We start from the raw sequence: 22,924 nt of genomic DNA, 5'->3' as shown, positions 1-22,924 counted from the left end.
ATTGATACTGTGCCGCACTCATCTATCGCGACCTGAAATTTTCGCATGCTGTATATCTTACGATATCGAGACCTATCTCGCGCGATGATTTGCATCATTTGCGGCACATAGGTCTTCTGTCGCGGCGAATACATGACGCGGCTATGCGACCAAATTAATCGTCCGCTTGCGATACACACGCGCGGTTTTGCCGTCTATTGTACGGCTGCCGCAATCGCGAGCGCAGAGCGGAAACGACCCGCCACGGCGTAAAATTTTAAAATTTAACGCGGCACGCCGCAATTTGAGCTTTGCGTTTTATACTGCGCGCCCAAAGAACGTATTTTACGCCGCTAAATTTTAAATATGTACCGCGTGCTCGCGACTTTTATGTTTAAATTTACGCTTCGGTTTGCGATCTTTGGCGCAAACAAATTGCAAAATTTTAAAACGCGCGCCGCAAGATAAGCCGTATTAAAGCGCCGCAATAAAACGCTTTTAAACTACACCTCGCTCTTGCCTTTCGCGCGATCTGTTTTTGCGTCTAAAGCGCGGTTTTAACGGTGCAGCGCTAAAATTTCGCGGCTAAATTTTAAAATTTACACAAAATCGCGTTTCGCTTTAAATTTAGTGCGGCGCCAAATCGTTAAATTTAGCTGCCGCTAAGCTCCTTTTCGATCTGCTCGCCGATAAATTCCGCGCTCTGCAAAAAGAAAAAGTGATCCCCCGCCAGCGGATAAAATTTGCTATTTTTTACGAGCGAGTGGATCAGCTCGCCGCTTTTTAGGCTAGTGGCGCGATCGTCCTTACCCCAAAAGATGAGCGCATTTTGCGGGCTTAGCGCGGAAAAAATGTCGCGGAAGTCCTCATTTACGACGTTTTTTAGCGTCTCATACATCGTCTTGCTCATACCTGCGGCATCCTTGCTTGCAAACGCGCGCCAAAGACCCGCTAGTCCAAGTTTTTTCAAAATTTTAAAAATCGCGATCTTGGCGCGCACGGCAAGGGGCTTGGGCTCGATGATACCGGCGCTGCTTAGTAGTATTAGATTGTGCGGAGCTAGCAATGCAGCGATCTTGCCGCCAAAGCTGTGCCCCATGATCGCTGCGGGTTGCTTGCCAAAAGCCGCGATAAAGGCACGCATAATCTCCGCGTAATCCTCGCTGCCAAGGGCGCGCGCGGGCTGTGAGCTGGCGCCAAATCCCGGCAGATCGACGCACACTAACGCGTAACGGCGGAATTTATCCGAAAAAACCCGAGACATAAGCGCTTTGTTTGCACCCCAGCCGTGCAACACCAAAATATATTCGGTGCGCTGCAGGTTTGAAATTTCGTAGCTGATTTTGTAACTCTCGCCGCCGTAGACAAGCTCTTTACTCGCCACCGCTGCTCCTTTTGGCGTAAACGGCTTTAAGTAGCTCGACTGCTTTTTCAAGCCGCTCAAACTCGCTCATACTGATCATCACGGCTTCGAATTTGTTGTTTTTGACGATCAGGGCTTTTTTGATTTCTTGGTTTTTGATCTTGTTTAAAACGGTGCTGAAGTTACGCACGATCTCGGTAGCGGTGTAAATTTCGTCTTGATTTATCATAACTCGACCTTTTGGAGTAAAATTTTACGTAAAATTTAGCGTAAAATTTTAAACGATTGGCTATTTATTAGCGGTGATTTTGGTGATTAGCTCGTAGCTTACAGGGATCTGCCTCATCGGCGGCAGCGACGAAGCAAGAGCTGCTAAGACCTCGGAGAAATCGTCAAATAGGTAGTTTGCGAGACTGCCAGGGTTCGGATTTATCTCGTTTAGATAAATTTCGCCCTCTTTTTCAAAAAAATCGCAGCGAATGAGCGCGCCATCAAATGATCCTGCGTTATAAAGCCGCGTAAAGGCGTCTTTCATCTTACCCTCTAATAAAGCGCCAGGACGAGCGGGCTCGATCGCGCCACTACGCGAAAAATCCAAATATTTACGATCGAAATTTAAATAGCCCTCCTTTTTCGGCTCTTCGATGTTTGAAAATACGATTTTGCCGTCTATTTTAGCGCCTGCGAGATTGAATTCCTTTACGTTTTCCCAGTATGGCTCTACGATCGCGCTGTCGTCTAGCTCAAAAGCCTGATCCAGCGCATAGCTAAACTCGCTTTCGTTCTTGGCTATCGAAATTCCGATGCTAGAGCCCAAATGAGCGGGCTTAACGATGATCGGAAAATTAAAATTAGGCAGGCTGGTACGATTTACGATCTCATACGGCAAGGTTTTTACATTTGCGATTGCGGCTAGATGCTTGGTTAAAATTTTATTATAGCTTAGCACGCTAGCTTCGATACGAGGTCCGATATAAGGGATACCAAAAAACTCAAATAGCGCCGCCATTTTGCCATCCTCGCCGTCGCAGCCATGGATTAGATTGATATATGTGCCGACTTCTAGCATGCTTTTGCTAAACATTCCGCTCTCAAAAAATCCGCCCGCACCGATGCTAAGCTCTTTTGCTTTAGCATAGCCACCTTGTTTAAAATACGCCGCGCGCATATTTTTATCCTCAATGCGGTAAAATTTACGATTTTTATCGCAAAATACAAACTCCAAGTCCCAGCCTTTTAGGGCATTTTTGACAGCAATTGCCGAGATGATACTTATTTCGTGCTCATAGCTTTGAGCTCCAAAAACTAAGCCAAATTTCATTGTTTTCCTTCAAATTTTATTTTCTATGCTAATTTTTTTAACGCCTCTTTGACAAGATCTGACGTATTCGTGCTGCTGCATCCTGCTAAGATTTGATTGATCTTATCGCGCTTAAATCCAAGGCTTTGTAGCGCGGACGCCGCTTCGTTCTTATAAGTCTCGCTAGGACCGAATTCCATTAGCTTCGCATCGCCTAGTTCGGCAATGATCCGTCTAGCGGTCTTTGGGCCGATACCCGGAACTGAAGTTAGCGTCGCAGCATCCCCCGTAGCTACGCAACGCGCGAAATCCTGCGGAGCGAGCGTCGAACAAACCGCCATCGCCGTGCTTGCACCTACACCGCTAAGCTTGATTAGGGTTTCAAACATCTTTTTTTCACTCTCGTCTAAAAACCCATACAGCAAATCGGCATCCTCGCGCAGAATTTGTACGCACGCAAGCTCGGTCAGCTTGCCCTGCGTGAGCTTCGCGGAGGTATTTAATGACAATGAAAGAGCGTAGCTTACGCCGCTGGCGCATTTAATGACGCAAGCAGTGGGCTCCTTGCGCGTGATAATTCCTTCGATCGCCGCTATCATCTAAGAGCCTTTAAAATTTCGTTTATGCTCTCATTAAGCGCTAAATTTAGGGCATTATAAATGCTTTGCGAGCTAGGATCAGGCACGAAAACGCGCTTAGTGACGATGCCTGATTTTATGCTTTCTAAAGAATTCAAAATTTCATACCCCATCGTGACGGTTGCTTGATCATTATTGATCTGAAGCGCTACGATACTGGTTTTTAGGCGCAAATCCCGCTCTTTTGGCACGAAGATCGGATTTAGCGAGCAGGTGGAAAATGCCGCATCAAGTAGCGCTTTATATACCATTTCGCTAGGCATCGTGATAAATTTGGCGTCGCTTGCGAACCGCGTTCGGTTTCTAAAATCCACTATTAAAATATCCCGCCTATCGACGAGATCGGTCGCCGTGATGGTGTCGATAAAGATATTTTTGCGCGTACCGCTAGGATTTACGCAACGCTTTTGATCATAACGCAGCTCGTAGTAGGTGTATGGCTTAGCCTGCTTGGCTAAGCAGCCGCCTAAAAATATCGCCGCCAGTGTCACAGCAAGCGTAAACTTTATAAAATTTTTCATCTTTATTCCTTTTTATCGTCGCGATCCGCGCCTTTAGAAGTGTCTTTAAAAAAGAAATCGTAAGGATTGTCCTCTAGCCTAAACATCGCGCCTTGGAATTCTCTAAGCGATTTTTTGAGCTCACCAAGAGTGTTTTTTGCCTCTTCAAGTGTAGGATCCAAGATTGCTTTTAGATTGTACTCGCCGCGATCGATACGCTTAGTGATGATGCCTGCGGTTTTATCCAGCGAATTCGATAGATTGGCAGCACTCACGGCAAAGGCGTTTAGATTATCTAGCAGCGCGTCTAGCTCCTTCTCGCGCTCGTTTAAATTTGCTATGAGAGTATTTACGTTAGCAAGCAGTGCGTCTAGGCTTTGGAATTTTTTCTCATCGCTTAACTCGGCGCTAAATTTATCCATCGAAGATAGAATTCTATCCACTTTATCGGTATTTTGCTTAGACAACAGCCCATTAATTTTAAAGATCATCTCACTCACGCTATCGGTGATGACTTCAGCTTTAGAGCCGATTTTATCAAGAAGCGTTTTATCCAGCGCAATTATCGGCTTTTTATCATTCGGCGGAAAAAGCTTGCCACTTCCTTTCGTGATATTTATAAACGCGATTCCGCTTATGCCTTGAGATTCTACCTTAGCGACGCTATCTTGCGAGATCGGTAGCTTGCTTTTTACTGAAATTTCAATCTCAATAATCGCATTTTCGATATCGGCAAAGTCGATACTTTTGATGATGCCCGCATTTACGCCGATAAATTTAACTTCGGAATTCTCCTTAATGCCTACGGGAAGCTCTTTTGTGTGGATATAGTAGGAGCGGTAGCTCTCGCCGCGGTCAGTCTTAGTAAGCATCCACCACATAAACGCCGTAAGAGCCGCGACGCAGATCATAACAAATGCGCCTACTATCGTGTATGAAGTTCTATTTTCCAATCTTTTCTCCTAATTTCAGAGCGTAAAATTTAAGCCCTGCGATATGCCTTAAAATAGCCATTTGAGCTTAAATTTTAAAACTTAGCACTTTCTCAAATAGTCGCAAAATTCGCAGAATCATCTGAGTTTAAATTTTAAAGCTTAGCGTGCATTTTGAAATTTCAAAATATCGCCGCGCCGTATTTTAGCGTAAAATTTTGCCACCCCGGTTTAATTTAGCGCGGTTTGTTCGCTAAAATTTTAAAATTTATGCACTATCCAATAAATGCGCCCTTAAATGCGACCCGCCTAAATTTTAAAATTTCGATTGAGCCGCTACGGCCTAAATTTTAAAAATTTAAGCCCTGCGGAGCCCGGAATTTTTCGCTAGGTTTAAAATTTAAAATTTTACTACCGCTATTTTAAAATTTCAGCTCCTATCTATCTAAATTTTACCCGCCGCGATGCGTATTTCGGCTCGGTAAATTTCAAAGCTCAATCTCTTTGTCGCATCTTAAATAGCTCTTCGAGCGGGTTGTTTTCTAGGTTTGAAATCTCCTCGATGTTTCCTTCAAAAGCGATTTTTTGATTATCCACGATCAAAAACCGATCCAAAATGTCAAAGATACTATCCACGTCGTGCGTCACCATAACGACCGTGACGCCGAGGCTATCTCTAAGCTCGCAAACAAGCCTATCAAGGGCTCTGGCGCTGAGCGGATCAAGCCCTGAGTTCGGCTCGTCCAAAAATAAAATTTCAGGGCTAAGTGCTAGCGCGCGAGCCAGTGCTACGCGCTTTTTCATACCGCCGCTAAGCTCGTTTGGGCTAAGCGCGGCGGCCTCCTTCTTAAGCCCCACCTTTTGGATCCAAAACATCGATAGCTCATCTATCTCGCGCTCGCTAAATTTAGAGTATTCGCGCAGCAGCACGCCTACGTTTTCGAGCACGCTCATCGAGCTGTAAAGCGCGCCGAACTGAAACATCACGCCGCATTTTAGGCGGATCTCGTTTTGCTCCGCTTCGCTCGCGCGCCAAATATCGCGCCCAAAAATTTTAATCTCGCCGCTTTGCGGACGTTTTAAAAATATGAGGGTTTTCATCAGTGTCGTTTTACCGCTGCCGCTGCCACCTAAAAAGCCGTAAATTTCGCCCTTTTTAACGCTAAAGCTAACGTTATCGTGCATAACGCGCGATCCGTACGCGGTAGTAACGTCGCGCGCGACTATAATTTTGGAGGTTTCGCTAGACTGCGCTTGCTCGCTCATAGCCCGATTTCCGAAAACAGAACCGCGAATACCGCGTCGATTGCGATAACCCAAAATATCGCATTTACGACGCTAATGGTGGTGTATTCGCCGATGCTTTGGGTATTTCCTTTAACCTCAAAACCCCGCATGCAGCCGATGATAGCAATGAATGCCCCGAAAAATGGCGCTTTAATTATACCTACTAAAAAATGCCTAAGCTCTACAGAAGCCTTAAATCTATCCAAATAATCGCTAAAGGCTATATCTAAATACGCGTCGCACACTATCATCTGAGCAAAAATACTTACCGAATCTGCGATAAAAATGACTAGCGGCATGATTAGTACCATCGCGATAATGCGCGGCATCGCAAGAAAATAAAATGGATCAAAGCCCATCGTCCTCATCGCATCGATCTCTTCTGTGATCTTCATCACGCCGATCTGCGCCGTAAAGCTCGAAGCCGAGCGACCCGCGATAACGATAGCGGCGATTAGAGGTGCTACCTCACGAAGCGTCAAAGCGCCCATTATATCGATGATATAGATGCTGGCGCCAAATTTAGAAAGCATATCCGAGCCTATGTAAGCAAGCACGATGCCGATCAAAAATGCCGTCAGTGAGACTATGAAAAGCGCGTCTATGCCGCTATCTTTGATGAAATTTACGGTTTCCTTGAAGCGGAATTTCATCGGATGAATTATAAAAGCCGCGAGTTTAGAAAAAAACTCGCCCAAAAAGCTTGCAAGGCTTAGCAAGCCTAGAATTCCAAGATGGCAATAAAGTCCGATCTGCGCTAAAAAATTTAGCCTACGAGATTCGGGTACATAGCTAAAATCGATCGTTTTATCATCCATAAAGCTTAGAATTTTAGCAGCTTTGCAGCTATCCTCCACAAGGCTAACCCGCTTGCCGGCAAGGGTGTTTTTGATCATCAGCGCCATGAAATAGTCTAAATTTGAAATTTCGCTTAAGCTTAGCTCCAGCTCGTTTAGATTTTTTACCGCTTTTTTTAGTGCAAGTAGCTGGGAGCGCGAGCTTTTGTAGTTCCACTGCCCGCGTAGCGATAGGGTGTTTTTCCCGCCCGAGCTTTCGAGCGAAAAGGCTAAATTCCGCAAAAATTTCTCTCCAAAATCAAAAAATAGGGGAAATTATAATATAATCAACCTTGGCATTTTATAAAATTTAATGGAGATTTATGCTCAGAGGCTTTTTTACAAATAGCGTAGGCACGCTGATTTCGCGGGTTTTGGGTTTCGTGCGCGACCTGCTTACCGCATCGGTTTTGGGCGCGGGGATTTATAGCGATCTGTTTTTCGTAGCGTTTAAACTGCCCAATCTTTTTCGCAGACTATTCGGCGAGGGGGCCTTTACGCAGGCGTTTTTACCGAGTTTTACAGCCGCGCGTAAAAAAGGAATTTTCGCAGCCTCGGTGCTTATTAAATTTAGCATTTTCATCGCGCTTTTAACGGCACTCGTACTGCTTGCTGCACCCGTTTTTACCAAAGTTTTAGCATACGGATTTAGCGCCGAGCAGATCGGTCTTGCGGTGCCGTACGTGCGGATAAATTTTTTCTACCTTACATTTATCTTCGTCGTTACGCTCTTTGCCTCGCTGCTTCAGTATCGCGACCACTTCGCTACGACGGCGTTTTCGACCGCACTTTTAAATTTAGCGATGATAGCGGCGCTTCTGCTAGCTCGCGGTAAGGACGGGGCTACGGCGGTGCTCTATCTTAGCTTCGGCGTCGTAGCGGGCGGACTTTTGCAGCTTGCGGTGCACGTTTATGCGTTGAAATTTACCGGCATGCTGCGTGTCTTAGCGGGCGGCTTTGCGCGGCTTGCGCGAGGCGATAAACCGCAGACGCAGGGCTTTTATAAAAATTTTTTCGCAGGCGTGCTCGGTGCGTCGGCGCTTCAGCTAAGCTCGTTTATAGATACCTTTTTTGCGAGCTTCCTTGCTAGCGGCAGTATCAGCTATCTGTACTACGCAAACCGCATATTTCAGCTGCCGCTCGCGCTTTTTGCGATCGCGCTTAGCACGGCGATCTTTCCGCGCATGAGCAAATTCGTAAAAGCTCACGACGACGCGCAGGCTCTGGCGCTCGTCGAGCGCGGGTTTTACTTCCTTTTGGCGCTGCTCGGGCTCTCTGCGATAGGCGGCGTGATGCTGCGAAACGAGATCACGCAGCTGCTATTTGAGCGCGGAGAATTTACCCGCCAAAATTCCATCGAATGCGCCGCAGTTCTCGGCGCATATATGGTGGGGCTCGTGCCATTTGGGCTGTCTAGGATTTTTTCGCACTGGCTGTATGCAAATATGAAGCAGAAGCTAAGCGCGAAAATTTCGATCTGGTGCGTCTTTATAAACGTTGCTTTGTGCGCGCTGTTTTTTAAACCCTTCGGAGCCGTGGGGCTTGCGTTTGCAAGCACGATAACGGGGGCGTTTCTGCTCGGCTTCAACCTCTATTTTTTTGGATTTAATAACTTTTTAGCTATAATCCGCGCAAAAAAAATTATTGCGATCGCGGCGCTTTGTGCGGGCGAAGCGGCGATTTTATACATTTTAAAAGGCTTGTATTATGGTAATTTATGATAGTTTGAGCAAAAAGAAGCTCCCTTTTAAGCCCATTAGCGAGGGGTTAGCGCGCATTTACGCCTGCGGCCCGACCGTTTATGACGACGCGCATCTTGGGCACGCAAAAAGCGCCGTGAGCTTCGATCTGCTGCGTCGCGTACTGCAAGCGGAGGGCTATGAGGTTAAATTTGCGCGAAATTTCACCGACATTGACGATAAAATTTTAAAAAAGATGGCGGAAACCGGCAAGAGTCTGGGGGAGATCACGGAGCTTTATACCCGCAGATATTTGCAGGATATGAGCGCGCTAAACGTCGCGGACGCGAGCATTTCGCCCAAGGCGACCGAAAATATCGCCGCGATCTGCGAGCTCATATCCTCGCTTCTTCAAAAAGGCTTTGCCTACGAGATCGCCGGTGACGGTATCTACTTCGACACGCGCAAGGACGGGGATTATCTAAGTCTTAGCGGTAAAAAGGACGACGCTAGTAAAAACATCGCCCGCGTCGCCTCAAACGATGCCAAGCACGACGAGAAGGACTTCGTGCTGTGGAAATTTGACGAGAATTGGTTTGATAGTCCGTTTGGTAAAGGGCGCCCGGGCTGGCACAGCGAGTGCGTCGCGATGATTTTAGCGCACCTTGATAGCGGCGATCCGCAATTTTGCATCGATATTCACGCAGGCGGCGCCGATCTACTCTTCCCGCATCACGAAAACGAAGCCGCACAGTGCCGCTGCGCCCGTCATAGAGCGCTAAGCAAATACTGGCTTCACAACGGCTTCGTGCAGGTAAATAACGAAAAGATGAGCAAGAGCCTCGGCAACTCCTTTTTTGTAGGCGACGCCCTAAAAATCGCACCGGGCGAGGCGCTGAGATTTTATCTCTTAAGCTCGCATTACAGGGCAAATTTTAATTATTCGATAGCCGATCTGCTTGCGAGCAAAAAGAGGCTAGATAAAATTTACCGCCTTAAAAAGCGCGTCCGCGACGTTTTAGCTCCTGCTGCAGGGCAAAATTCCGCGTCCGAGTTGCCTGCTGCGGAGGCTAAATTTAGATCGGAGATGATGGGGTTTTTAAGCGATGATCTCAACACCTCAGGCGCGCTTGCAGTACTCGATAGCTTCGTAGCAAGCGCGAACGAAGCGCTCGATCGCGCGCCAAAAGACAAGGCGCTAAAGGTTCAGATCGCCGCAAATTTGGAGTTTGCGAAGCAGACGCTCGGAATTTTATATGAGGATGAGACCGAATACTTTCGCTTCGGCGTGAGCGAGCAGCAAAGGGCGCAGATCGAGGAGCTGATAAAACAGCGCGCGCAGGCGAAGGCGGAAAAGGACTTTGTGAGCGCGGATGCCATCAGGGCGCGCCTTACGGATATGAAGATCGAAGTGATGGATACGCCTAGCGGCACCGTTTGGGAGGTCGCAGCGGAGTAAAACGTAAAATTTTACGCTAAATTTTGTGATTTTTTACGATACAAAGCGTAAATCCGAACGCTAATCCGCGCGTAAATTTCAGTGCGATTTTTATTTGCGGCATTTCGATACGGCGGCGTGATTTTATTTGGTGGTGCGGCGCAGGAGTGATGCGATGTGCAGCATGACGCGGCGACAGAGGCACAAGGCGGGTCGCTATTTTCATTCGTCGGCGCAGCTGATACGGCGGCGCGATATAGCCGTGGCAAAATGGAGTAACGCTACGGCTCGTCTGCGCGTATTTACCGCGTTTTATAGGCAATGGACGATACGGCGGCGCGATATAGCGCGGTACAGCGGTAGCACTACGGCTTCGTCTGTGCGTAAATTTTAGTGCGATTTTATGGCAATTGGCGATGCAAAGTTGCGATGCAGCGCAGTGAAAGCAGCGCTGCGGCAGCCTATGCGTAAATTTTAACGCGACTAGGTGCAGTGGAACATGCTGTGGTGACGTGCAAATTTTGGCGCGATTTTTATAGCGATATTGTACGCGGGTGCACGCAGCGATGAAAGTCGCGATTTCATTTGTCGATACGGCTGATGTAGCGGCAAAGCCACAAGACAAGCTGCGATTTTCATTCGGCGGTGCGGCGGCGCAAAAGCGCAATGCGGCGCGGCGCTGCAAAATAGCGATATAACGCGATGCAATTACGATACGACACTTTGTAACACTTTATGGCGCCTCAAAGCATTTGCCGCTTAAAATGGGCGTACGAAAGCGCAATGCAATGCGATATGGCGGCAGTGCGGCGCCCTCTGGACGGTTCACAGCGCCTCAAAGCATTTAACGCTTAAAATGGCGTGCGAAAGTGTTTAGAAATCGCGATGAATAAAAGCTCACTCGCTTTAAGCGCTTAACGCTTTAAAAGCGGCAAACAAAAAAGCTAAATCTCGGCGTCGTCCACATGGTCGCCGCATGCGAGCGAGTTGATTTAGCGTGCTTGCGAAGCGCAAATTAGTCCCGCGCCGTCGCGCAAATTTTGTGCTGCCTCGCGGCCGAAATTCTAAAATTTCAAGAATTTTGGAATTATAAATTTTAAAATTTCAAGAATTTTTGGATTTTAAATTCTAAAATTTCAGGAATTTTGAGATTTAAATTTTAAAAATTTTATAAAAAAGGATAGCATTTGAACGGCTTTAAAACTTTACTATCGCGCTTTAAGCCTTATTTTAGGGATTACAAGCCGCAGTTTGCATTGGCGATTTTGGGTATGGTGATGACGAGCGTGGCGACTGCTGCGAGCGCGAAGCTGGTCGAGCCCGTTTTAAATAAAATTTTCGTCGAAAAAAACGAGCCGTATCTCTACACGCTTCCGATCGCAATCATCGTGGTTTTCGCGATGAAAAGCGGCGGTGCGTTTATGCAAAACTACTTCACCGCCTTCATCGGTCAAGACACGGTGCGCCGCTTCCGCGATAGGCTCGTCGCAAGCCTCGTGCGGCTGGACGTGGATTTTTTCAACCGCTTCCGCACGGGCGAGCTCATCAGCCGCACGATCAACGACATCGAGCGTATCCGCGTCGTGGTTTCGAATATGATCCCCGATTTTTTCACGCAGATCATTACGATTTTGGGGCTTTTGGGCGTCGTGATCTATCAGAGCCCAAAGCTCTCTTTTTTCGCGCTCGTGGTCTTTCCGTGCGCGATATATCCGCTTTCGCGCCTTGCAAAGCGGATGAAAAAAATTTCGCGCGAATCTCAAGAGAAAACATCCGATATCTCCTCGGCGCTCAGCCAAATTTACTCCAACATCGAAATCGTCAAGGCAAGCAACGCCGAGAGCTTTGAAGTGGAGAAATTTAACGCCGAAAACAAGAAATTTTTCGGTCTAAATTTAAAGGCGGTCGTAACGGCGTGCCTGGTAAGCCCGATCATGGAGATGCTAGGCGCAGTGGGCATCGCCGTGGTGATCATCGTCGGAGGGCAGGAGGTCATCGCGGGCCAGATGAGTATCGGCAGCTTTTTTAGCTTCCTTACGGCGCTTTTTATGGTTTACACCCCGATAAAAAAGGTCTCCTCGCTCTACAACAACATGCAAGACGCCATTGCAGCGAGCGAGCGGACCTTTGAGCTCATAGACTTGGAGCCTACGATCGTCGGAGGCGGCAAGCAGATGGGTGAGATCGGCTCGGTGAGCTTTTGCGACGTGTCGCTAAACTACGGCGACAAGGCGGCGCTGAAAGATATAAGCTTCAGCGTCAAAAAGGGCGAAATTTTAGCGCTCGTCGGAAACAGCGGCGGCGGCAAAAGCTCGGTCGTGAACCTGCTGATGCGCTTTTACGACGCAAGCAGCGGTAAAATTTTATTCAACGGCAACGACGAGATCGGCGAGTTTAGTATCCCTAGCCTGCGCGAAAACATCGGCCTCGTAAGCCAGCGCGTCTATATTTTCAACGATACAATCGCGCAAAACGTAAGCTACGGCGCGGAATTTAACGAGCAGCGCGTCATAGAGGCGCTCAAGCTAGCCAACGCCTATGAGTTCGTAAGCTCGATGAAGGATGGAATTTACACCGTGCTTAGCGAGTTCGGCGCAAACCTTAGCGGCGGGCAGCGCCAGCGTATCGCCATCGCGCGCGCGCTGTATAAGGACCCGCAAATTTTAATATTCGACGAGGCGACTTCGGCGCTGGATAACGCAAGCGAAAAGGAGATCTCAAACGTCATCGAAAAGATCAAACAAAGCAAAATCGTCTTTGTAATCGCCCACCGCCTCTCCACGATCGAGCGCGCCGATAATATCGCCGTGATGAAAAACGGCCACATCCTCGCTATCGGCACCGATGCGAAGCTGACGGGCGAATGCGAGGAGTATCGCAGCCTAAAGGGGATCATGCAAAACGGCTAGAGCTTTAAAATTCTGCGCCTTTTTGCGCCCCGGTTTTGCTCTATGAAATTTTAAAATTTTATCTTTGAAGTAAGCCGCATAAGTTTATCCGCAAAGATTGAAATTTTATTTTAAAATTTAGCCGCGCGGATAGCCGCTTTGGCTGCAGGGCTTTTCACTTTGGTGCGACGGGGCACGACTACTAGAATTTTAACGTTTGGATTAAAATTTATCTTAAAATTTTAGCGCTTCATTGCAGGCTGCCTCTAAATTTAAAGGCTCGCGCCGTTTTAAAACCGCTGCGGTAAAATTTTATCACATGCCGGATTTTTCGGCGCTACCTACACTTGATCTTAGGCATCTGCGATAAAATTTTGGCTTTATTTTCCTTTATAAATTTTCGCATCTTTTTAAAATCTCTATCCGAATCGAAATTTTTCGCGTATTGCACAAGTACAAGTCCGCAGCTTTGCATATCTGCAACCATTAGATCGACTTCATATTTATTGAAATTAGGATCTCCGGGGGCGGGCGGATTGAGGAGTACTATTATAGCTTGCGTATGGTTGGTTTTTAAAATGCCGAAGGAGCGTCGATCCTCTTGTTTTTTTCCCGCATTGGCCTCTTCGATCGCTTGATATATCCCATACGCATACTCATCGATATTTTTTACGTCGTTGAAATATGATATAGATACGAGCTTACTCCAGCCAAATCCTTCCTCACCGTTTAAAAAATAATATGCCGCCGCAAGATTTTTATACTTTCTGGTAAAAGTTTCTCCATCTATCTTAATGCTATACGGTAACTCTATCGCGCTATATGCTTCCTTTACCTTGGGATCCTCCAATATATATACCTTGCCTCGAAACGCCGCGCATCCGCCAAATATCGCCGCCAGTAAAAATGCGGTTAAAATTTTTAATCTCATACCCGCTCCTTCAAAATTTTTTCAAATATTTTGCCATAAAAACCGAGCTTTAATCAATAAAAGGCTACAATACGCCAAATTTAATTCCAAGGGAAAGTCATTGTTTGAATCTATGCGCGCGGCACGCTCGCTAAGCCCCCTATTTCTGGGGATTTTCTTTATGTTTATCGGCGACGCGCTAGTCATCGCAAGCGCGGGCATCATGCTAAAAGAATCCGGTCACAGCGAGCTTGAGATCGGAGCGATTTCGGCGTTTTTCTTTTTAGGTGCGATCTTTAGCGGCTTTTTCGTGCCTTCGATAATCGGTGCGCTCTCATACGTGCGGGCATACGCGGTCTTTACGGCGCTTTTCGGAATTGCTGCAATGCTGCACGATCTAGGCTCAAACCTCGTGTATTGGGCGATTTTGCGCTTCATTTTGGGCTTTTGTTATTACGCGCTTTTGATGATAATCGAAAGCTGGATAAACTCAAAGATCACAAACTCCATCCGCTCCCGCGTGCTGGCGATCTACGAAGCAGTTTTTTACGGCGCGTTTGCGATAGGAGTTATAATTTTGGCGCTAAATTTCGGAACGATGAAGGTCTTCGTGCTAAGCGCATTTTTCATCATCCTAGCTCTGCTGCCGGTAAATTTAATCCGCTTCAACCCTCCCAGAGTTCCTGCTCGCATGCGCATCTCGATGCCGCAAATTTCGATCGTGCCGCCGCTTGCGTTTGCAACGGTGGTTTGCGCGGGCATTTTGATTAACGGCTTTTTTTCGATGGCGAGCGTTTTCGTGCTAAGCGCAGGGCTTGGAGTGGGCTCGGTGGGCGCATTTATGGGATCGGCGATGGCAGGAGGCTTCTTAGCGCAGCTCGTCTGTGGCACTATTTCAGATAAGTTTGGTCGCAAACGCGCCATAATGATAGTTTGCGTCGTGGGTCTTACTTCCTGCGCGGCGCTATTTTTTGCTAAAAGCTTCATCTTAACGTGCGCACTTGCGCTGATGTTGGGATTTGGCGCCTTTCCTTTGTATTCGCTCGCCATCGCGCGCGCAAACGACTCCATCACCGGCGAGGGTGCATCTCGCGTGCAAATTTCTGCGGCGATGCTTTTTATCTATTCGAGCGCGTCGCTCTGCTCGCCTTTGATAATCGGCGCGATGATGAAATTTTTAGGCGCAAACGGCTTTATCTGGGTATTTTTCGCAGCGATGAGCTTTTTATTCGTATTTGCTATCTTCCGCCCCGAGATCGCGCCGAAAAGATAGCTTTAAAATTTTAAATTTTTTCGTAGATCAAAAATTTATAATAAAACGCCGCGATTGCAAACATAAAGCCCATGCCGAAGGTGATTTGCGAAAGCGAAAATCCAAGCTCGAAAAAAAATCCGATCGCAGCCGACACGAGCGTCGCGACGATGAAATACGCCATGTCGTTGTAGGCGATAACGCGCCCGAAAAACTCCCTGTCGACGTGGCTTTGCAGCTGCGTAAAAGAATACGACCACACCGTCGTGATGAAAAATCCCGCCGCGATCATGCCCGCAAACGAAAGCCAGTAGTTAAACTCCAGCACCGCCCACAGCGCGATGCCCGCAAACTGCCCCAGCAATAGCCAAAAAAACGTATGTTTATTCACGATCTTGCTTAGCCATATCTGCCCGAAAAATGCAGCCGCCGAGCGCGACATATTCATAAGCCCGATGACTAGCGAGGCGCTTAAAATTTCTTTGTATTTATACTTCGCAAGAAGCGCGATGAGATTGTCGTAGGTAGTGACGGCGACGAAGGCGTGAAGGACGATGAGATGCACCACCAAAGGATGCGAGCGCAAGTAAGAAAAGCCCTCCTTTAGCATCTTAAACACGGGCTCACGCGCGTTTCTTGCGAGGTCTTTAAAATTTAGCCGCAGCAGGATGAAAAATGAAAAAACGTATAAGCAAAAATCCAAAATAAACGCCGCTCGCACGCCGAAATAGTGGATAAAAATACCCGCGCTCGCCATGCCGAAAGTATATGTGATCGTCCAGATAATGCCCGTCATCTCGTTAGCTAGCTTGAGATAAGGCCTACTTAGAAATTTCGGCAGCGTAGATGATTCGGTTTGAAAAAACAGCGTCCCTGCGACGCTGCGCACGACCACGATCAAAAGTAGCAGCCACAGGTAATCCAAACTATCGATAAAAATCAGTATGAAAATACTGATCATTTCGGTTATAAACATCGCCGTCATCAGCGGCTTTGGTTGAAATTTATCCACGATGATGCCGTTAATGGGCGCTAAAAAAACATTTGGCACGAACGAAACGACGCCCACCGCCGTAATCGCCCATACAGGTGCACCAAGCTCTATGAGTAGCGTAGCGACCCCAACGACCGAAAACCACAAGCCGAACATACATATAAAACCTGCCGAAAAGAGCAGTCGGTAGTTGCGTGAATGGCGAAGCAGCACGATGTATCTGATCATAAAATTTTATCCCGTAAATTTAATATAAAAAATCTAGCGAAATTGTATCACGGTGCGCCTTAAAAGCCAAAATAAGCTAAAAATGCTATAATTGCGAAATTTTAAATTCAGGAGTGAAAATGGAAGGGTTCGTAACTACGGTAATAGTATTTTGCGTCCTCATCGCGGCAATTCTAAAGATGGGGGTCAAGATCGTCTCACAATCGGAAATTTTAATCATCGAGCGGCTGGGTCGCTTTCATAAGGTGCTAGACGGCGGCTTTCACATCATCGTGCCGTTTTTTGACGCAGTGCGCGCGAAGATGAGCGTTCGCGAGCAGCTGGTGGATATCAGCAAACAACAGGTCATCACCAAAGATAACGTCAACATAAGCGTGGACGGTATCGTGTTTTTGAAGGTTATCGACGGTAAGATGGCGCTTTACAACGTCGAGGATTATCGCCGCGCGATTTCAAATTTAGCGATGACGACGCTACGTAGCGCGATCGGCGAGATGAGCCTAGATAGCACGCTTAGTTCGCGCGATCAGTTAAATTCCAAACTGCAAATCGCTCTGGGCGACGCCGCTGATAACTGGGGCGTAAAGATCATGCGCGTGGAGATCTCCGAAATTTCGGTACCGCACGGCATCGAAGAGGCGATGAATATGCAGATGAAAGCCGAGCGCGAAAAGCGCGCGATCGAGCTTAAAGCCGAGGCTGAAAAAGCAGCCCTCATCCGAAACGCCGAAGCGCTAAAGCAGGAGAAGGTGCTCGAAGCCGAGGCGATCGAGCGTATGGCGGATGCGAAAAAATATGAGCAGATCGCGCTCGCGCAAGGTCAAAAAGACGCGATGGACAGTATAAATTTAGCGATGAGCGCTTCCAGCTTTGCGGCGGAATACCTGCTCGCGCAGGGTCGCGTAAACGCTTTTAGCGAGCTGTCCAAAAATCCGAGCAAGGATAAAATTTTGATCCCTTACGAAACGAGCGAGCTGCTCGGCTCTCTTAGCGTGCTTAAAGAATTCCTCGGCAAAAACGGCGCGAAGGAGCTCAAATGAACGCGCTGATTTTTATCATAATCGGCGTGATTTTGGCGATCGTCGAGATTTTGGTGATGGATTTTACCTTTATATTTTTCAGCGCCGGATTTTTCATCACGGGGCTTTTGAGCTTCGGTTTTCATCTTGATTGGGACGTGCAAATTCTACTTTCGTTCGTGCTCTCTTTCGTGCTTCTGATCGCATTTAAAAAGCCGCTAAAATCACGCTTTTTCAAACCAGAAGAGAAGCATAAGGATAATTTTTTAGACGAAAGCGGCACCGGCACCGTCAAAAACGGCATGGTCTATTTCAAAGGTACGTTTTGGAAAAGCGATGAAATTTCGGATCTTAACGAGGGCGACCGCGTCGAAATTTTAGGCGTAAAAAACGGCCAGATCGTGATTAAAAAAGATACCAGTCGAAATTCTAGCGGCGCAGACGGCGTAAATTTAAATAACGGCGACGCAAATTTAAGCGACGCGGACAGCACGAGTGCCGACGATAAAAATTCTAATGCCGCCGCAAGCAAAAGCGCGCAAAGCTCTGACGCTAAAGAAGAAGCGCCTGTAGACCCAAAAGAGGCGCAGAGTGAGCACTAAAACCGCACCGAAAAAAACGATCAACAGCAAAGATGAAATTTTAAAATTTTTATCGTCGCAAAAAAAGAGGCTTTTTGCAGTTGGCGTTACCGAGCTAGGACTTTTCGGCAGCTACGCCAAAGATAGCGCCGATGCGTTTTCGGACATCGACATTGCGATCGAAACCGACGGGGCAAAAATGGTAAAAAATTTAGGAAACCCATTTTCGGCGCTGGCCTTTTTAGACGATTTTAAAAAAAAGCTATCCAGTAAATTTAATGCAAATGTCGATCTGTGCGATACTACCTCTTTAAGTCGCGAAGAAAAAACAAAGCTGCTGCAAGGAGCAATTTATGTTTGAAAAATCAAGCGTCGAGCGATTAAAAAAGATATCGGATAAAATTTCATCCATCCTAAATAAATGCGAGGGCGGCGTAGCGCAGGCACTTGCCGACGAGGACGTTTTGCAGCCCGCGATAATGATGCAGTTCATCAATATCCACGCCCTGCTAAAGGGGCTACAAGAAAGTAACGATTTGCAGGCTTTGGCGATCTTTAGTAAAGATGAAATAAGAGCTATCAACGCCACCAGAAATATCGCTTCGCACGAATACGAACGGCTAAATTTTGAGCTGATAGAGATAGCTATCAAGGACTATCTACCGACGCTAAATCAAAAAATCATCGACGCATTAAAGCCGTATCGCAAAGGCAAATCGGAAGGATAAATTTGAAAAGACTAAGTATAGATGAAGCTCTAAATTTAATCGAGCACGCCGATCTGAACGAGCTTGGGCGAGCGGCGTTTGCGCGCAAGCGCGAGCTGCACCCGGAGCGCGTCACGACCTTCATCATCGATCGAAACATAAACTACACCAACGCCTGCATGGTGGATTGCAAATTTTGCGCATTTTACCGCCACGCAAGCGACGCAGACGCCTACGTGCTGAGCTTTGAGCAGATTAGCGAAAAGATCGAGGAGCTCATCGCCGTGGGCGGCACGCAAATTTTATTTCAAGGCGGCGTCCATCCGAAGCTGAAAATCGAATGGTACGAGGATCTAGTGGAGTTCATCCGCAAAAATTACCCTAGCATCACGATCCACGGCTTCTCGGCGATCGAGATCGATTATATCGCGCGCCTTAGCGGCATCAGCACGATTGAAGTGCTTCGCAGGCTGCAAGCCAAGGGGCTTTACTCGATGCCCGGAGCCGGAGCCGAAATTTTAAGCGACCGCGTGCGAGAGCTAGTAGCGCCGCGTAAAAGCGATAGCGCCACGTGGCTTAGAGTGCACGAGGAGGCGCACGGCATCGGCATGAAAACGACCGCCACGATGATGTTCGGCACGCTGGAGAGCACGCGCGAGATCGTGGAGCATTGGGACAAAATCCGCGAGCTGCAAGACCGCACGGGCGGCTTTCGAGCGTTTATTTTATGGAGTTTTCAGGGGCAAAACACCCGCCTTTTGCGCGAGTATCCCGATATTAAAAAGCAAAGCCCGAACCGCTACCTGCGCCTGCTCGCCGTCTCGCGGCTATTTTTGGATAATTTCAAAAACATCCAAAGCAGCTGGGTCACGCAGGGCAGCTACATCGGGCAGCTGGCGCTGAAATTCGGCGCGAACGATCTGGGAAGCACGATGATGGAGGAAAACGTCGTAAAGGCCGCAGGCGCGAGCTTTCGGATGAGCAAGGACGAGATGATAGCGCTGATCCGCGATGTAGGCGAAATACCCGCCAAGCGCAACACCAACTACGATATTTTGGAGACGTACGCTTAGGCGCGGACTTTTGCGCGTTTACGGCGGGAATTTATGCGCTTGCGGCTAGAATATAGCGGTAGAATTTTATCTTAAAACAGATGGCGAATTTTTGCGATCGCGAGCGTGGAATTTTGCAACGGAATTTAAAATTTTGATATCGGTATGGGGTTAAATTTACAGGCGCAAGCGGAATTTGCACGGTAAAATTTCATTTTGCTGCGAAATTTCGCCTTAAAATTTTTTGGACGCGAAATTCAACGCCGCGAGATCGACGCGACGGAGACGGCGCGCAGAAGGCATTTTGTGAAGGCGCTTGCCGCGTTTGCGGCGACAAAACATATTGCGGTTTCGTACGCCGCAGAGCTACGTGTTTGGTAGCAGCATGCGCTCCCGTTTAGGCGCGGATATTTCGTTTTGTGCCGCAAATGCGCTGTGACAATTTCGCCTCGTAGCTAGAATGCGTTGCGGCGGCGCGCCGTTTGGGACGCTGAAATTTTACGACAACGAATAGCGCAATGAAATTTTATAATGCCGCGGATAGTTTGCAGTCGGTTGCAAGAGCCGTATAAACAGCGCGCGGCCTGTGCTTCGGTGCCGGCAAGCTATATTCGCAGTGTGACGATGACGGCGGTTTTGAAATTTGAAGTGCCCTACGGCGCGATTAAATTTCAAAATTTTAAGGCAGGACGGGCAAAACTGCCCTAGCGTGAAATTTTAGAAGCGAGTTTGAACTAAATTTTGAAAACTTGTTTTAGCGAAATTTTTAAAACGAGCCCAGTGCAAATTTTAAAGGCGGCGCGTTTAGCTGCGTCAAAATTTTAAAATCGCGCCCGAAAGAGCGATGAAATTTAAAAATTTTATAAAGGAAAACGATGGAAAAAAAAGAGATTTCATTTAAGACCAAAGGCGGCAAGAGCGCTAAAATCGACTTTTTGTATCAGTTTGATGATTCGCTACCGGTGGCGAGCTTTAAGCTAATTTTCAAAGCAAGCGGTGCGGTGAGCGAGAAAACCCCTGGTCTTGCGCGCATCTGCGCGGGCGTTTTGGGCGAAGGCTCAAAGACGCTGGGAGTGAGCGAATTTCACCGCAAGCTCGATATCCGCGCGGTCGAGATCAGCGCTGCGAGCAATTTTGAGACCTTCGGCATCCAACTAAACTGCCTAAAAGAGCACTTTGATTTCGGCCTAGATATGCTGCGAGAGCTGCTTAAAGAGCCCAATCTAACGCCATCGGTGCTGGAAAAGCTAAAAATGCAAACCATAGGCGAGATCGCCGTGCTAAAAAGCGAGTTTGATTACATCGCGACGTGCAACCTAAAAGCGCTTCTGTATCCGCGCACGAGGCTTGCGCAGCCGCTCATAGGCGACGAGGTGAGCATAGAGCGGATCACTATGAAGGACGTGCGGGAGTTTTTCGCCTCGCTGAATTTAGAGAATTTATACGTCGTTTTATGCGGCGACGTGAGCGATAAAAACCCAAAAATCGCAGAAATTTTAAGCCTCTTTTCGAGCGGAGAAAAGCGCGAGCTGCCGTTTTTCACGCCGAGCGATGCGAAAAAGATAAAGATTCAAAAGGAGCAGACGCAGCAGGCCTACATCTACTTCGGCGCGCCTTTTGCGCTGCCAAAGGAGCAGGAGTTCATCGCAAACACCGCGCTTTTCGTGCTCGGAAGCAGCGGTTTCGGCAGCAGGCTAATGGAGCGCATCCGCGTCAAACACGGGCTTGCGTATTCGGTCTATGCGCGTGGCGATTTCGAGCTTAGCCGCCGCGAGTTTTGGGGCTATCTACAGACCAAAAACGAAAATTTACAAAACGCCGCCGCGCTCGTAAAAGAGGAGATCGCGAAATTTATCGCCTCGGGCGTGAGCGAAGCGGAGCTAAAAAGCGCAAAAAAATTCCTAATCGGAAGCGCAGTGCTGCAAAAAGAGACGATGTTTAAGCGCGCGGCGATCGCGCAGAGCGAGTATTACAAGGGCTATGCATTCGGCGAGTTCGAGCGAAATTTAAAGCGCATCGAGACGCTAAAACTCGGGGCGCTCAACGATTTCATCAGATCGCACGACGAGATCATAAACCTAAGCTTTTCCGTCATTTGCGACGAGGCCGCCGCGAAAAAGGGGCTTGAAATTTAGCCCGTCGCGACGCGTATCTGCGGTCGGCATAAAATTTGGATAAATTTTAAATTTATAAAGCGGTGCAGACGATATTAAGGCGCATGCGGCGTTAAATTTTGTTTTTGCACTCCGCCAGCGGGCGGCGCTAAATTTACTTTTTCGCTCCGTTTGCGGACAGCTTGTGCGTTTAAATTTAAAACCGCGCTTGCGTCGCGCTAAAACTTGCGAGCCTTATAAGGGCGGCTAAATTTAAAGGCGCCGTGCGCGGCTCGGTAAAATTCAGCGCAAAATCAAAGCCCTGCCTCGCACGCCGTTTGTAAACCGCGCCGTGAAATTTCAAGCACTCGCGCTCTGTTTTTAAAACCCGGCACACGCCGCAAAAACACGGCTGCCAGACAAAACACGTACAAACGAGTAAAATTTACAGGCGCAGTCGGCGAGCAAATTTGCCGCAATGGGCGAAAATTTTAAATAAATTTAAGTGAGCGATCTCGCTGCGACGGGTAAAATTCGGCTAAATTTCGGCGGGCGATTTCGCTTCGGCGCGTAAAATTTCACGGCGCGAGGGCTTAAGCGCCTATCAAATTTAAAGGATGAAAATTGATTTTTGAAGCAAAAGACGCGGCAGCGCTGCAAAAGGCGGGCATCACGACGCTTTTGGATCTGGCGCTGCTTCTGCCCAAAAGCTTCGACGATCTGAGCGTGGGGGGTGCGCCGTGTGCGGGCGAGAGCACGGCGGAGGTCGAGTGCCTCTTCCAGCACAGGCGCGGCTCAATGCTCATCGTCACGGCGTACTGCCTCAGCTGGGAGCGCGAGATCAAAATCGTGATCTTCAACGCCAAAAGCTGGCACTTCGGCGCCTTTAAGCGCGGCAAAAAAATTTTCATCCACGGCAAATGCGACGAGAGCTTCGGCTCGTGGCAGTTCGTAAACCCAAAAATCGTAAGCGAAATAGGCAGGATCGCGCCCAAATACAAAGCCGCGCTGAGCGACGCCGCGGCGCAAAAGCTGATCAAAAAATATCTAAGCGCGGGCGCACTTTTAGGCTGCGGGCTGCGCGTGGACGAGGCGGCGGTATTGCTTGCGCTACACGAGAGCTCGCCGCGCAGCGTGCGAATGCTAGCCGCGTTAAATAGGCAGCTCAAAGAGGGCGGCGCGGAAAATTTCGGCGAGCGCGACGACGTTTCAAACAGCGGCAGAATTCCAAGCGGCAGTGAAATTTTA

General features: G+C 48.0%; 21 protein-coding genes and 1 pseudogene. 12 read left to right on the top strand and 10 right to left on the bottom strand.

Going from position 1 to position 22,924, the window contains the following annotated elements; genetic code table 11:
• Positions 1 to 631: 631 nt before the first annotated feature.
• From Q0369_RS02800 to Q0369_RS02765, 8 genes are all read right to left on the bottom strand, one after another.
• Entirely contained in the window at positions 632 to 1,363 is a 732-nt protein-coding gene (locus tag Q0369_RS02800; protein WP_298095675.1) for an alpha/beta fold hydrolase, read from the bottom strand.
• Positions 1,353 to 1,571 (bottom strand): type II toxin-antitoxin system Phd/YefM family antitoxin, encoded by a 219-nt coding sequence (locus tag Q0369_RS02795; protein WP_005870381.1) that lies wholly within the window; start codon positions 1,569 to 1,571, stop codon positions 1,353 to 1,355. Before Q0369_RS02795 ends, Q0369_RS02800 begins: the two co-directional genes overlap by 11 nt.
• Positions 1,572 to 1,631: 60 nt before the next feature.
• A complete protein-coding gene (locus tag Q0369_RS02790) occupies positions 1,632 to 2,663 on the bottom strand; it encodes a D-alanine--D-alanine ligase (RefSeq protein ID WP_298095669.1) in 1,032 nt (343 codons plus the stop codon).
• Positions 2,664 to 2,686: 23 nt separating this feature from the next.
• Positions 2,687 to 3,241, bottom strand: a complete 555-nt coding sequence (gene ruvA / locus Q0369_RS02785; RefSeq protein WP_005870379.1) for a Holliday junction branch migration protein RuvA — start codon at positions 3,239 to 3,241, stop codon at positions 2,687 to 2,689.
• A complete protein-coding gene (locus Q0369_RS02780; RefSeq protein ID WP_298095665.1) occupies positions 3,238 to 3,801 on the bottom strand; it encodes a hypothetical protein in 564 nt (187 codons plus the stop codon). The genes ruvA and Q0369_RS02780 overlap by 4 nt, the downstream gene beginning before the upstream one ends.
• Positions 3,802 to 3,803: 2 nt before the next feature.
• Positions 3,804 to 4,733, bottom strand: coding sequence for an MlaD family protein (locus Q0369_RS02775; RefSeq protein ID WP_177389034.1), 930 nt, complete (start codon positions 4,731 to 4,733; stop codon positions 3,804 to 3,806).
• 474 nt (positions 4,734 to 5,207) lie between these two features.
• Positions 5,208 to 5,978, bottom strand: coding sequence for an ABC transporter ATP-binding protein (locus tag Q0369_RS02770; RefSeq protein WP_298095662.1), 771 nt, complete (start codon positions 5,976 to 5,978; stop codon positions 5,208 to 5,210).
• Positions 5,975 to 7,078, bottom strand: coding sequence for an ABC transporter permease (locus Q0369_RS02765; protein ID WP_298095658.1), 1,104 nt, complete (start codon positions 7,076 to 7,078; stop codon positions 5,975 to 5,977). Before Q0369_RS02765 ends, Q0369_RS02770 begins: the two co-directional genes overlap by 4 nt.
• Before the next feature lie 80 nt (positions 7,079 to 7,158).
• On the opposite strand from Q0369_RS02765, the gene murJ reads away from it, so the two are divergent.
• The 3 genes from murJ (at position 7,159) to Q0369_RS02750 (ending at position 12,861) form a co-directional block, all read left to right on the top strand.
• On the top strand, positions 7,159 to 8,556 hold the full coding sequence (gene murJ / locus Q0369_RS02760; protein WP_298095655.1) for a murein biosynthesis integral membrane protein MurJ: 1,398 nt from the start codon (positions 7,159 to 7,161) through the stop codon (positions 8,554 to 8,556).
• Positions 8,543 to 9,973, top strand: coding sequence for a cysteine--tRNA ligase (gene cysS / locus Q0369_RS02755; RefSeq protein WP_298095650.1), 1,431 nt, complete (start codon positions 8,543 to 8,545; stop codon positions 9,971 to 9,973). Before murJ ends, cysS begins: the two co-directional genes overlap by 14 nt.
• Positions 9,974 to 11,139: 1,166 nt before the next feature.
• A complete protein-coding gene (locus Q0369_RS02750; protein WP_298095647.1) occupies positions 11,140 to 12,861 on the top strand; it encodes an ABC transporter ATP-binding protein in 1,722 nt (573 codons plus the stop codon).
• A 316-nt stretch (positions 12,862 to 13,177) separates the two neighbouring features.
• Here the strand turns inward: Q0369_RS02750 and Q0369_RS02745 are convergent, their stop codons facing one another.
• Positions 13,178 to 13,771 (bottom strand): hypothetical protein, encoded by a 594-nt coding sequence (locus Q0369_RS02745; protein ID WP_298095644.1) that lies wholly within the window; start codon positions 13,769 to 13,771, stop codon positions 13,178 to 13,180.
• Positions 13,772 to 13,871: 100 nt separating this feature from the next.
• Between Q0369_RS02745 and Q0369_RS02740 the strand changes: the two genes are divergently transcribed.
• Positions 13,872 to 15,023, top strand: a complete 1,152-nt coding sequence (locus Q0369_RS02740; protein ID WP_297964937.1) for an MFS transporter — start codon at positions 13,872 to 13,874, stop codon at positions 15,021 to 15,023.
• Between the two features lie 10 nt (positions 15,024 to 15,033).
• Here Q0369_RS02740 and Q0369_RS02735 read toward each other — a convergent pair whose 3' ends face one another.
• The gene (locus tag Q0369_RS02735; RefSeq protein ID WP_298095641.1) at positions 15,034 to 16,224 is read right to left on the bottom strand and encodes an MFS transporter; all 1,191 of its coding nucleotides are present in this window, start codon (positions 16,222 to 16,224) and stop codon (positions 15,034 to 15,036) included.
• Positions 16,225 to 16,343: 119 nt separating this feature from the next.
• Here Q0369_RS02735 and Q0369_RS02730 point away from each other — a divergent pair, with 119 nt between their 5' ends.
• The 8 genes and pseudogenes from Q0369_RS02730 to Q0369_RS02695 form a co-directional block, all read left to right on the top strand.
• The gene (locus Q0369_RS02730; protein WP_298095638.1) at positions 16,344 to 17,264 is read left to right on the top strand and encodes a stomatin-like protein; all 921 of its coding nucleotides are present in this window, start codon (positions 16,344 to 16,346) and stop codon (positions 17,262 to 17,264) included.
• On the top strand, positions 17,261 to 17,845 hold the full coding sequence (locus tag Q0369_RS02725) for an NfeD family protein (protein ID WP_298095634.1): 585 nt from the start codon (positions 17,261 to 17,263) through the stop codon (positions 17,843 to 17,845). Before Q0369_RS02730 ends, Q0369_RS02725 begins: the two co-directional genes overlap by 4 nt.
• Positions 17,835 to 18,185, top strand: a complete 351-nt coding sequence (locus Q0369_RS02720; protein WP_298095631.1) for a nucleotidyltransferase family protein — start codon at positions 17,835 to 17,837, stop codon at positions 18,183 to 18,185. The genes Q0369_RS02725 and Q0369_RS02720 overlap by 11 nt, the downstream gene beginning before the upstream one ends.
• Positions 18,178 to 18,552: a HepT-like ribonuclease domain-containing protein gene (locus Q0369_RS02715; protein WP_298095628.1), complete on the top strand. Its 375-nt coding sequence runs from the start codon at positions 18,178 to 18,180 to the stop codon at positions 18,550 to 18,552. The genes Q0369_RS02720 and Q0369_RS02715 overlap by 8 nt, the downstream gene beginning before the upstream one ends.
• A gap of 2 nt (positions 18,553 to 18,554) precedes the next feature.
• Complete coding sequence (locus tag Q0369_RS02710; protein ID WP_298095625.1) at positions 18,555 to 19,604, top strand: dehypoxanthine futalosine cyclase; 1,050 nt, start codon at positions 18,555 to 18,557, stop codon at positions 19,602 to 19,604.
• Between the two features lie 510 nt (positions 19,605 to 20,114).
• The gene (locus Q0369_RS02705; RefSeq protein ID WP_298095622.1) at positions 20,115 to 20,291 is read left to right on the top strand and encodes a hypothetical protein; all 177 of its coding nucleotides are present in this window, start codon (positions 20,115 to 20,117) and stop codon (positions 20,289 to 20,291) included.
• 167 nt (positions 20,292 to 20,458) lie between these two features.
• Positions 20,459 to 21,718, top strand: a complete 1,260-nt coding sequence (locus Q0369_RS02700) for a pitrilysin family protein (protein WP_298095619.1) — start codon at positions 20,459 to 20,461, stop codon at positions 21,716 to 21,718.
• Between the two features lie 582 nt (positions 21,719 to 22,300).
• Positions 22,301 to 22,924, top strand: a pseudogene (locus tag Q0369_RS02695) (hypothetical protein); the annotation flags it as partial.

Origin of the sequence: uncultured Campylobacter sp., from assembly GCF_938030685.1 — a bacterium.
Lineage (GTDB): Bacteria > Campylobacterota > Campylobacteria > Campylobacterales > Campylobacteraceae > Campylobacter_B.
Note: the sequence above shows the minus strand (reverse complement) of the source record. Positions and strands in the feature narration are given on the sequence as shown.